General features: G+C 37.2%; 13 protein-coding genes. 4 read left to right on the forward strand and 9 right to left on the reverse strand.

Going from position 1 to position 11,633, the window contains the following annotated elements; translation table 11 throughout:
• Nucleotides 1–115 precede the first annotated feature (115 nt).
• Both WBM60_RS12145 and WBM60_RS12150 read left to right on the forward strand, forming a co-directional pair.
• Nucleotides 116–490, forward strand: a complete 375-nt coding sequence (locus tag WBM60_RS12145) for a hypothetical protein (protein WP_424260628.1) — start codon at nucleotides 116–118, stop codon at nucleotides 488–490.
• Between the two features lie 228 nt (nucleotides 491–718).
• Complete coding sequence (locus tag WBM60_RS12150; RefSeq protein WP_424260626.1) at nucleotides 719–1,423, forward strand: hypothetical protein; 705 nt, start codon at nucleotides 719–721, stop codon at nucleotides 1,421–1,423.
• A gap of 91 nt (nucleotides 1,424–1,514) precedes the next feature.
• Here the strand turns inward: WBM60_RS12150 and WBM60_RS12155 are convergent, their stop codons facing one another.
• The 4 genes from WBM60_RS12155 to WBM60_RS12170 form a co-directional block, all read right to left on the reverse strand.
• On the reverse strand, nucleotides 1,515–2,606 hold the full coding sequence (locus WBM60_RS12155; RefSeq protein ID WP_424283130.1) for a DUF2652 domain-containing protein: 1,092 nt from the start codon (nucleotides 2,604–2,606) through the stop codon (nucleotides 1,515–1,517).
• 100 nt (nucleotides 2,607–2,706) lie between these two features.
• Nucleotides 2,707–4,290: a trehalase family glycosidase gene (locus tag WBM60_RS12160; RefSeq protein ID WP_424260622.1), complete on the reverse strand. Its 1,584-nt coding sequence runs from the start codon at nucleotides 4,288–4,290 to the stop codon at nucleotides 2,707–2,709.
• A gap of 54 nt (nucleotides 4,291–4,344) precedes the next feature.
• A complete protein-coding gene (locus WBM60_RS12165; protein ID WP_424260620.1) occupies nucleotides 4,345–4,839 on the reverse strand; it encodes a nuclear transport factor 2 family protein in 495 nt (164 codons plus the stop codon).
• A complete protein-coding gene (locus WBM60_RS12170) occupies nucleotides 4,832–5,326 on the reverse strand; it encodes a hypothetical protein (RefSeq protein WP_424260618.1) in 495 nt (164 codons plus the stop codon). Before WBM60_RS12170 ends, WBM60_RS12165 begins: the two co-directional genes overlap by 8 nt.
• Nucleotides 5,327–5,390: 64 nt before the next feature.
• Between WBM60_RS12170 and WBM60_RS12175 the strand changes: the two genes are divergently transcribed.
• Nucleotides 5,391–6,341, forward strand: a complete 951-nt coding sequence (locus WBM60_RS12175) for an NAD-dependent epimerase/dehydratase family protein (protein WP_424278547.1) — start codon at nucleotides 5,391–5,393, stop codon at nucleotides 6,339–6,341.
• Between the two features lie 77 nt (nucleotides 6,342–6,418).
• The gene (locus tag WBM60_RS12180) at nucleotides 6,419–7,117 is read left to right on the forward strand and encodes a hypothetical protein (RefSeq protein WP_424260614.1); all 699 of its coding nucleotides are present in this window, start codon (nucleotides 6,419–6,421) and stop codon (nucleotides 7,115–7,117) included.
• A 7-nt stretch (nucleotides 7,118–7,124) separates the two neighbouring features.
• Here WBM60_RS12180 and moaC read toward each other — a convergent pair whose 3' ends face one another.
• The 5 genes from moaC to WBM60_RS12205 all read right to left on the reverse strand — a co-directional run bounded on the left by moaC (nucleotide 7,125) and on the right by WBM60_RS12205 (nucleotide 11,540).
• Nucleotides 7,125–7,553 (reverse strand): cyclic pyranopterin monophosphate synthase MoaC, encoded by a 429-nt coding sequence (gene moaC / locus WBM60_RS12185; RefSeq protein WP_424260612.1) that lies wholly within the window; start codon nucleotides 7,551–7,553, stop codon nucleotides 7,125–7,127.
• 2 nt (nucleotides 7,554–7,555) lie between these two features.
• Nucleotides 7,556–7,999, reverse strand: a complete 444-nt coding sequence (locus WBM60_RS12190) for a molybdenum cofactor biosynthesis protein MoaE (protein ID WP_424260610.1) — start codon at nucleotides 7,997–7,999, stop codon at nucleotides 7,556–7,558.
• A 97-nt stretch (nucleotides 8,000–8,096) separates the two neighbouring features.
• Nucleotides 8,097–9,140 (reverse strand): adenylate/guanylate cyclase domain-containing protein, encoded by a 1,044-nt coding sequence (locus WBM60_RS12195; RefSeq protein WP_424278546.1) that lies wholly within the window; start codon nucleotides 9,138–9,140, stop codon nucleotides 8,097–8,099.
• On the reverse strand, nucleotides 9,137–9,511 hold the full coding sequence (locus WBM60_RS12200) for a response regulator (RefSeq protein ID WP_424260606.1): 375 nt from the start codon (nucleotides 9,509–9,511) through the stop codon (nucleotides 9,137–9,139). Before WBM60_RS12200 ends, WBM60_RS12195 begins: the two co-directional genes overlap by 4 nt.
• 49 nt (nucleotides 9,512–9,560) lie before the next feature.
• Nucleotides 9,561–11,540 (reverse strand): ATP-binding protein, encoded by a 1,980-nt coding sequence (locus WBM60_RS12205; protein ID WP_424283131.1) that lies wholly within the window; start codon nucleotides 11,538–11,540, stop codon nucleotides 9,561–9,563.
• Nucleotides 11,541–11,633 lie beyond the last annotated feature (93 nt).

The raw sequence follows: 11,633 nt of genomic DNA on the forward strand, positions 1-11,633 counted from the left end.
CAACAATAGCCACTTTTACAACAAAAACATCGATAAAAGGTTAATTTATAGCGTTGATTTTCAGCTTTTTATCGATAAGCTGTATCTTTATATAAACATTAAATCCCTAAATGTCATGGAAAAAACAAAATTAAAGGGGAGGATTTTAATGGAACTGGAAAGTCTCATCTCCCGTAGTTGTGCAAAATGCAAGATGACCAAAAACTTTCAGAGCCTGCACAAGGCTATTGTAAAGAATCATTACAATGCCACAGATGTGTCTATTGATTATCACAGGCACAGAATAGCAATGGATATTGTAATGAATGAAAAGGATTATGATCCTAAAAAAATTAATTTAGGACTGCCTACATTATATACAAACCTGTTTTTTAATAATTTATGTGAATTTCTAAAATCCTGTATAGACAAGGATAACAGGAGCCTTGCATTTTATGCCTGGTTATTAAATTCTTATACCAAAAAAGAAGAAGAGTTAACCCTGGCATAAGTAGTTCAGAACTAATAACCACCCAATAAAAAGGATGCCCCAAGGCATCCTTTTTTTATACCTCCCAACGAATACCGAAAACAATCCACTGCAAAAATTAATAAGCAAAGACAGGTCATTTAATAATTGTTATTCATTAAAAAAATCCATCTAATTGATTTTTAAGAGTTTCCTTAGGCAAGGACCAAAAAAAATGTATTAGTTTTGTCGCACGAAATTTATACGATAATGAAGAAGTTTATATTAATTCTTATTACTGGTTTAGGGTGCTTTCACGGGGGTTATTCACAAACCAATACAGAGCTACAAGAACATTTTGAAGCATATTATTTCGAAATGAGAAAACAGTCCGATATAAGCGGTATAATAAATGCGTTAACTCATTTGAACGTAATTTCACCTTCAGCTGAAAGGAGAGATACCCTGGCATACGTTTATGCCAATAACAGTCAGCACCTACAGGCTTTAAATACTATTGGGATTGAAAAGAACGACACAGATTCTGATCTTGCAGTCCAGGTAAAAGCCATTTCATTAAAAGCTTTGAACCAGCCAAAAAGAGCCCTTGAACAGTTTGAGGTTCTATATTCCAGGCAACCCAACGCCTATTTGGCATATGAATTGGCAGATCTCAAGATTCAGACAGGAGATAACACCGGTGCCAATATCGACATTGAATATGGTATTCTTAACTCCAAAGATGATATGAAGTACGCTTTCTATGAAAGACAGCAACCGTATGAAGTACCTCTGAAAGCAGCCTTTTATCATTTAAAAGGTCTTGTTCAATACAATATGAATAAGGATGATATAGACCTGGCAATAGCCACTATTGATGAAGCCTTAAAAATTGATCCTAATTTTAGTCTGGCTAGCCTAAGTAAACAGGCGCTGGAATCCAGGAAAGCTGAACCTGCCGAAAAACAGAATTGAGTAATGTGGCGATAATAATAGTAAGGCGGACAATTGTTGTCCGCTTTTTTTATTACAACAATTAGGTATATTCAGTTTTAAGGGGGTACTACTAGGCGATAACAATCCGTCGCTCTTCAACCAATTGATCCAATAAATTCAGGGAATTTTCGGTGTTTTTCCTAAAAATCCTTTGGGCAAAAAGCATCATTGCCAGTTTCTTTATTAAAGATCTTATTTCCCAATATAATTCTATTTTCAAGTTGCATGAATTATCTGAAATTGGACTTATGGTATAAAATTGATATACTGTATCTGCAACGGGAATACTCTTTGTCATTTCGCCATAGACATATTTTCCCGGTTTAACTTTTTTCTTTACAGCCACAAAGTTCAAATGTTTATTATTTATAACACAAACGTGTTCTGAACCTAGTCTGGTAACTTCGTTTTCATTATACTCAAATTTATCAACTCCCTTTACCCAAAAATGTCGGTACGAAAGGTTGGTAATATATTCCATAAGGGATTCCGCTGCTATTGAAAAATTTCTGTCTAAAACAATTCCGGGGTTATCTTCTAACACAACTTCCTTAGCAGTAGAATACTCCCCAATATTAAGTTTGTTATTGTCAATAATTGAATAGATGTATTCAACCTCTTTTTGGTCATAAATATCTTTCCCCTCTTTAAATCTGAACACTTTGCTGTAATAATAAATAGGAAGCTCAATATCAGAAGAAAGTTCTTTGCTTATCAGCACATAATTATCACTTTCTACAGAATTCTTAAGTAACCTGTGTGCTTCTATGACTTGTTTCCCAAAAGGTTTTCTATTGCCCTGTACCTCAATAAATTCAATGTCCCCACAATGTGCAACAATTTTTAACTCCAATTTTGGAGCTGTTGCACAGGCATTACATGGGCATATTCTATTCTTTTCCAAAAGTTTGAGATGTCCCGTAAATGCAGTAAACATGGTTTCAATCTGGGCGAGCAATTTTTCCTGTGAAAGCAGCTCTCCTTCCCGATAGAAAAAAAGAGCATCTCCTTCTACCTCAGCCAGCTGAAGCTCCTCCGTATTGGCCTCTATAAGCACTTCCAACAATTCAGCAATAACATGTTGGCTATGCGTAACTTCAGTAGTCTGCACGAATTTGGTAAAACCCGAAATGTCTGGTATAAAAAGTAATGACTTGGCCATGATTAAAAATAATTATCTTCTGAAAATTATTATCTAATAAGTCTTGAAATTACTTCAAACTTTCACGAGGTGCTAAAATTATTTTAAGAAGAAGAAAACTTTACTGACCTTCCATTTGGTCCACCAAAGCCTTAAATCCTAATGCCACCCCATTGGTCCAGCCAAATCCATCCTGGGTCTCATATTCGCCACCTCCGGAGAGTAAGCTAATATCCTCCACATTATATTTTTCCATCATCTTTCCGGTATTGTTATAAACTCTTTCGTTTATAGCTAACCATTTCTTCATAATATCTAATGCTTCTTCCTTATACCCATAGTTAAGCAACCCATGCACAGCCATCCATTGCAATGGCGCCCATCCGTTTGGAGCATCCCATTGCTGTCCCGTATTTTTTAAAGTGGTAAGAAGTCCGCCATCTTTTAAAAACTCAGCTATTAGTTTTTCTTTTACCGCTTCAGCCTGTTCTTTAGTAGCAATATTAAAGAACAAAGGATAAGTAGCTGCTAATGTAAATTCATCTGTGTTACTTTTCGTTTTAAAGTCAAAATCCATAAAAAATTGTTCCTCTTCAACCCAAAAAGTTTCCTGGATCAATTCTTTCCGCCTAAGTGCCTTATCCCGATACAGGGATTCAGCTTGCTTATCCCCTTTTAAACTATAGCCCTTAGCAATTTGATTCTCCATAAAATAAAGCAGGCAGTTCAGGTCTACCGGCAATATATTTGCCGTATTGGTTGACCCAAAGGAACCTTCCTCGGCATACCAACGGCTGCTAAAATCCCAGCCGGAAGTCGCTCCTGCCCTTAAATTGACATATAGATCAGTTTTCTCTTTTTCCGTTGCAAGGTCATCCGCTAAATGATAATCTTCTTTATAGCTTTCCGGGCGTGGTGTAACACTACTGTCCCAATACCTGTTAAGGAATAAATCATTCCCTACTTTGACTACATACTTGTTAGCCTCAAATGGCTCCTCAATAACATCTTTCCCGGCCATCCAAAAATCGTACTCCTTCTCAATCATTGGTAAATATTCTACTAAAACCATACTGTCTTTACGAGCAAGTGCCGTTGCCATAAGTGTAAAGAAAGGAGGTTGTGAACGGCTTAAATAGTAGTTCCTGGTGCCATTGGGAATAAAGCCCAAGGTATCTATTAAATAAGCGAAATTATCAACCATGTTCCTGGCAATCCGTTCCTGATTATCTACTAACAAACCTTCTATAGTGAAATAACTATCCCAATAATAAATTTCCTTAAACCTCCCTCCGGGAACAACGTATTCATTAGGCAAGGATATCCTGGAGGAATAGGGAATTACAGAATCCGGTCCCCTGGTTAATTTGCTCCAGATACTACTAATATGTTCATACATGGTATGGGTTGTATCTGTTTCAAAGCTAAGAGTGGCGGTTGCTTTATCGCTAAAATTTTCCTCGACAAACTTTTTCAGATCAAAATCTGCGTTTTGCCTTTCGGCTTCATACTTCTTGTTCAGCATGTAATAAGATTCTTTAGGTACCAGATCTACAAAAGTCTTGGAATCTTCAAATAAGCCTTGTAACTGCACATCTTTAAATAAGGCCGAGGAATAATAGTCTATTTGCTTCTCCTGGGGTTCGGTCCTGCAACCCACAAAAACTATAAAAAGCAAAATTATATAGAGAAGGTTTCTTTTCATTTTCATAACATTATAATTTATACCGAATCGCTCCTAAGGCAATACCACTTTTTATTAGCGAAGTTTTTTATTTAAAATGAATAAGCTGTCTTTTTCCTTTTTTATTGCACTAACTACATCTACGTCTTCATTAGGAATGGTTATGGAAAGCACATAGTGTTTTATTCTCCATTTGCCATCTTCTTTTTGAAGTACACCGGAACCTCTGCAAATTTCCATACGGGTATCCAATAATTCATCGAACCATGCAAAATTTTCAGATTCATTCATGTAAATATTTCGTTCAATAGTAGTAAAGCTCCATGCCTTTCCACGATCAAAATAAGGTTTTGAAAACGCCCTGAAATCATCATTTTGCCAATTCTCTGAGGCATCGGTTCCTATAAAAACTCCGTCCCCAGCAAGGATCCCAAAATATGTGTCAAAATCGGCTTCAGATGCCGCCTTATGCCATTTATTAATCAGTTCATTTACTTCTGTCTTAGGCTCTTCCTGGGCAATCAATTGCCCGGCACATAACATTAGGGTAATCACTAAAAGCTTATTCATCTAAAATCATTTTTGAGTCAAAATTATAATTTACCATCACATTAAATTGATTGCGCAGACTATTAAATGCATTGACCATTTCTATAGTTGGATCCAATGGATCCTGCCGGTATTCAAGGGTTGCCTTTACCTTTAAAACATAGGTTTTAAAGACTTTTTGCCGACTTTTTACCTGTGGTATATCAAAAGTTTCAGGGTAATTGGAAACCACCAGTGCATTTTGTTTCTCTATAAACTCATCAATAAGAAGAATAAGTTCTTCATTATTCTCAACAGCGTAAAGTCCGTCAAAAGCTATATCCAGGTCATTAAATTCCGCCCATGTCTCCAGAATTGCTTTGGCTCCGCTATTCAATACTGACTTTTTGGGGAGTTTTTGAACATCAAATTCAAGCTCGTCCGGATTAATACTTTGCTCAGTCCCTTGAGTGTTGCCACAGGAAAACAAGAGTAAGAATGTTAACCCAAAAACAAACAATTTTCTCATACGGCGAATGTACAAATTTTAATAAAAGCTATCTTTACCAAGGAATTATATTTACTCCCTGTATATGCAAAAATCCATACTTATTTTAGGAGCCTGCGGGCAGATTGGTACAGAACTGACCCTGGCCCTACGAGAATTATACGGAAATGAACAAGTTGTTGCCAGTGATATTCGTGAAGGCACTGATAGTTTGATGAACTCCGGACCATTTGAATTACTTGATGCTACCAATTATGAAGCTATTGAGGATGTCATAATGTATCATGAAATTGAGGAAGTTTATTTAATGGCCGCTATGTTGAGTGCAACGGCGGAGAAATTTCCGGAAAGGGCATGGAATTTAAATATGAATTCACTTTTTAACGTACTAAACCTGGCCAAAGAAAAAAAAATTGAAAAACTATTCTGGCCATCGAGTATAGCAGTATTTGGTCCAAACACACCGAAAGACAATACTCCTCAAAGTACCATAATGGAACCCAGCACTGTTTACGGCATAAGCAAGCAATCCGGTGAAAGATGGTGTTCCTATTACTACCATAAATTTGGGGTGGATGTAAGAAGCGTAAGGTACCCGGGGTTAATTAGTTGGAAAACACTTCCCGGAGGAGGAACTACGGATTATGCTATTGAAATTTATCACGCAGCCCTGGAGAAAGCTAGCTATACTTGTTTTCTGAATGAGGATGTAAAACTTCCCATGATGTTTATGGACGATGCCATCAGGGCTACCATAAAACTTATGGATTGTAATCCTGAAAAAATATCCGTGAGATCCTCGTACAATCTGGCGGCAATGAGTTTTTCACCTGCCGATATCAGCGCTAGTATAAAAAAACACATACCAAATTTCAAAGTATCCTATAGTCCTGATTTCAGACAGGGTATAGCAGAAACATGGCCGAGCAGTATTGATGATTCTAAAGCAAAAGAAGATTGGGGATGGGAGTCGAAGTTTAACCTTGAGAATACTACGGTCGAAATGTTAAAACATCTGCCTTCTCAAAGTCATTAGATTTTTTTAGTTAATTTATACAAACGGCTCATTAAAAAGGAATTATCCTTATTTTTAAACCTTTAAAAACATTAATTATGAAATGGATTATTCTTCTCTTTTCGGCATTTTCAATGGCGAGTATGCAGGCCCAGATTTCTCCAGGGGTTTATCATGCACTGGATAGTATTAATGGACATACTCATGAACTAAAAATTGACAACACTTATTTCATTCATACAATTTACACTAAATCACCTGCGGGATTTGTCAAAACCATAGGTGGGTTCTATAAATTAGAGAATGATGTCTTAGCTGTAAAACTTGAATTTAATTCTAATTATGAAGAGGATACTACCACAGCTGTTGAATTACCTGTACAAATCGTTGAAGGAGGTTTGGTATTCGTTGGGGATAACAACTTATTCTTTAAGAAAAACCCTGAATTTAAGCAGCCATTGGATGGCAAGTGGCTTTTTGGAACCCGTGGCCCCGATGAAGGACAGGAAAGACGTGGAGAAAGTAATTCTCGAAAAACAATGAAGTTTTTAATGGATGGCTATTTTCAATGGATTGCTTATGATACGGAAACTTTTAAATTTTCGGGCACAGGCGGTGGTACATACACCTCAAAGGATGGGATTTATTCTGAAAGCATTCAATATTTTTCCCGTGATAATGCCAGAGTAGGCGCACAACTTAATTTCACTTATGAAATTAAAGGAGATGACTGGCATCACAAAGGGAAAAACAGCAAAGGAGGACCAATGTATGAGATCTGGGCAGTAAGAAAATAAACGTTTTCTAAGTATTTTTGATATCAGATTTACCACCCGTTTTTTGGAGTAGTTTTATGGAACTTATTTCAATTCCTTTGTCTATTGGCTTAAGCATATCATACATATTGAGAGCCACTATACTTGCCCCGTGCATGGCTTCGACCTCAACACCTGTTTTATAATTAGTTTTTACGGTGATCAATATTTTAATTTGAGTGCCTTCTATTTCGTAAACAATATCTGTGTATTCAATGGGCAAAGGGTGGCAATCTGGCAAAAGGTCCGAAGTCTTTTTCACGCCTAATAATCCTGCCGCCTTGCTCATGGCAAATACATCCCCCTTGGGGACCGTTTTGTTGAGAATGGCCTCAATGGTATCTTTAGAACTTACATGCACAATTGCCTGGGCAATAGCAGTTCTAAGTGTATTTTTTTTATGTGTAATATCTACCATCTTCAGCTATTTACTTTCCATTGATAGGAATCATCTTCAAACAATTCCTTTCCAAAAACAGGAACCTGCTTTTTAATTTCCTCAACAACTTCATGCAAAGCTTCAAACACCTCTTTTCGGTGAGGCGAGGAAACGAATACAAACAAGCATATTTCGCCGGTCTTAACAATACCTGTGCTATGGTAAATATGCATGCAGCTTAAGTTAAAGCGTTTAAAGGCAGCCTCCCTGATCTCGTGAAATTTTAGGTTGGCCATTTCTTCATAGGCAGAATACTCAATGGCTTCGACCTTTTTCCCTTCTATTTCGTCTGCCCGCACCTGTCCTAAAAATATATCATGCGCACCAATCTGAGTTTTTGTTTGGTGTTTAGCAATAGACTTAGCTATAAATTCAGGAGTTATTGCTCCCTGTATAAATACGTTTTTGATCTGTGGTTTTTCCATTAGGAATATTACTTTGGTGCTAAGGTAAAGAAGATTTAGGAAACTGAAATTATCCTTTATATCTGTCGTTTAAACCAATGGTATTTAATTTTATAGGTTATTCCAGAACTTCATATACAGTAACCGGATTTGCTTTATTTTTCATGTTAATACTACCCACTTTTTTGCAATGAAAAGATTCCTTCACACCCTCATAACAACTCTCGCAAATAATGATTTGATTTTCACCGGCAGTATCCTGTAAGCGGGCTGCAGTATTCACCGTATCTCCGATTACGGTATAGTCCAACCTTTTTAAACTTGATGAACCAATGTTCCCAGAGACCATCTCGCCGCTTTTGATGCCGATAGATACTTTCGGAGTAAAATTTGAAATTCCTTTGGGATCAGGAAGGCTACCCATTTTTTGACGTACAGCTAAAGCGGCATCAATGGCCCGATCTAAATGATATTCCCCTCTAAAGACAGCCATAATGGCATCACCGATAAACTTATCTACATATCCTTGTTGAGCAATAATTTCCTTCACCATCATGTCAAAGTAAGTATTGAGCATATTCACAACCACATCGGCCGGAGTGCTCTCACTGATGGCTGTAAAGCCGCAAACATCTATGAACATCACAGTGGCCTCAATATTTTCATTGGCCATAATCGTAGATTCATATTCCTTACTGCCCATAAAGTTCAGTACATTTTCATCCACATACATTTTTAGAATATTGTTTTCCTTAATGGCTTTCAGGGTCTCTTTGATTTGCCTTGCATGTTTTAAGGTCTTTTCCATGGTAATGGTGAGGTCTTCAAAATTGATGGGCTTGGTAATAAAATCAAAAGCCCCACGATTCATAGCTGTACGTATGTTCTCCATATCACCATAGGCCGATACCATCACCGATTTTAGTAAAGGATTTAGTTCGTTTAGTTTGGTCAGCAAAGTAAGTCCATCCATTTCGGGCATATTAATGTCACTCAGCACCAGGTCCGTATTGGGATGGATGTCCAATTTCTCCAGGGCGTCGATCCCATTTATGGCAAAAACAAACTCGTATTCATTTTGCCGTATTTGTTTTCGAAATTTTTGTTTGATGAGCACCTCAAGATCAGTCTCATCATCTACCACCAGTATTTTTGACGTCATAATATTGCTTTCAATTTTTCCTTTAAGATACCAAATTCCAGGGGTTTGGTCAAAAAATCATCGGCACCTAAGCGAGCGGCGGTATCCCGGTTGTCCTGATCGCCATAGGCAGTGATCATCATGACCGTTGGGGGCGGTTTATCATAGTCTTTTCGAATTTTTTCCAAGAGCTCCAACCCGCTCATTCCTGGCATGTTGATATCAGACAAAATCAACACCGCCTTATGCTCCATTTGCCGTAAGGTACGCAGCGCTTCCTCACCAGAAAAGGCAAAAACAAACGTAAGTTCGTTTTTCCGGATCTCTTTTCGGAATCGTTGTTGAAACAACAATTGTACGTCTCGCTCGTCGTCTACTACTAAAATTTTCATAACTTATTTGCATTTGATATTATTCCTGCTAATTCTTGTAATTTAAACATCATGTTTTTTGATCTAGTGGTAATGATATGGTAAACGTTGTTCCTTTTCCTTCTTCGGATTCCACTTTTAATTCTCCACCATGTCCTTTGGTCACTATGTCATAACTCATACTAAGGCCCAGGCCTGTTCCCTGCCCGGTGGGTTTGGTCGTGAAAAAAGGTTGAAAAATCTTTTTCTTTACCGAATCGGGAATACCGTTGCCGTTGTCCTGTACTGTAACAATAACTTTATCAGTTTCTTTTTTTGTGGATACCGTTACCATAGGTTCATAACCCTTTTGTTCGAGTTTCTTCCGTTCATTGACGACATAGAATGCATTCGTGATTAAATTCAAAATCACTCTTCCAATATCTTGTGGAATGACATTCACCTTACCAACACCTTCTTCAAAAGTAGTTTCAAACTTCGCATTAAAGCTCTTGTCCTTGGCTCGCAGTCCATGATAGGCCAGGCGCAGATATTCATCCGCCAATGCATTGATATCGGTGGGCTCTTTTACACCACTACTGCTGCGGCTGTGTTGCAACATGCCTTTTACAATAGAATCGGCCCGTTTACCATGGTGATTTATTTTTTCCAGATTTTGTTTGATGTCGTCCGCGATTGCTTTCGCTTCTTTCAGATCTCCTTTCTCTAATTCTTCGTTCATCTCATCAATCAACTCATTGCTAACTTCTGAAAAATTATTCACAAAGTTCAACGGGTTTTGGATTTCATGGGCAATTCCGGCCGTGAGTTCGCCAAGTGACGCCATCTTTTCGGATTGGATGAGTTGTGATTGAGTATTTTTGAGTTCGCTATATGCTTTTTCAATTTTAGATTTGGCTTTTTGTTTTTCCAGAGTGTTGTGCCACAATATTCCTATAATCAACAATAGAACAAGTAGTCCGGCAATGAATACATAAAATTGTAAGCGGCTTTTAAATTTGGCCTGTTCAGAAATTATTTCCTGTTGTTTTAATTTTTCAGTAAAACCAATATTCTGCACCGCACGATCTTTATCCCTACTGAAAATACTGTCTTTTACATGATGAAAATATTCAGTGTATTTAAGTGTACTGTCTATATTTCCTTTTAGTTTATATGCTTGCGCAATGTTATTTATTGAATTGAGCCAATAATGTGTTTCTCTTTCGGGATCTGAAGATTCGTTAACCATTTTGGCGTAATAAATAACAGAATCCAATTCTTTAGTGTTTTTAAATAAGGTTGACATACCACTATATATCTGTAAAGTATCGTGGAATGCTTCATTTTGTATTGCCAGCGGAATTGCCGAGCGAAAAGTAGCTAGTGCAAGCTTATAATCCCCTTTCAGGTTTTGTATGGTTCCAAGCATGTAAATTGGAAAATTCCATTTTGAGCCATTAAAAAGTTCATTTTGATTGATTGATTTTTGAATATAAAATTCTGCGGAATCTAATTGATTCATTTGTATATATGTTTCGGCAATTTCAGCTAAAGCCAACGGGTTAAGCCGGTGGCCCTCGAAGGTAAAGGCCCTGCCCGCAACATTATTAGATTCTGCTATTTGCTGGCAGGCAAAGGCATGCATTAAAGCGTTTTTGTAATCTCCAATATACCTGTACCAACCCTGCAATTGTAAATGCGTTTCAGCAACACCTGTAGTATAATTAATATCACCGTAAATCTTCAGGGCATCAAATAAATTTTGTATGCCTGCACTATAATCATTTAAAAAATTTCTATTTATGCCGGCAATTTGAAGATAACAATCTGCTTCCCCCTTCCTGTAATTTATTTTTTGCGCCAGCAATAATCCTTGCCGTACATATTTGAATGCAGAATCAACCTGTGTTTGTTGTCTGCTTAAATGAACCAAGGCATTCACTTGAACGGTATCTTGTTTTTGCAGATTTATTATCGTTTTTAAACTATCGACAATGGGTTGGTTTTGTGCAACGATAGTAGTAATGATAAATAAACATAGTGGTATCGCTATTTTGCTTTTCATCATTTGGTAAACTATTTTAATTTACAAGGGCAAATAAATATTAAATGCTGATCCTTCGTTTTCCTTTGTTTCCACCTTCATCCCAATGGCTTCTCC

It is taken from the genome of Eudoraea sp. (assembly GCF_049669105.1).
In the GTDB taxonomy this organism is placed as follows: Bacteria; Bacteroidota; Bacteroidia; order Flavobacteriales; family Flavobacteriaceae; genus Eudoraea.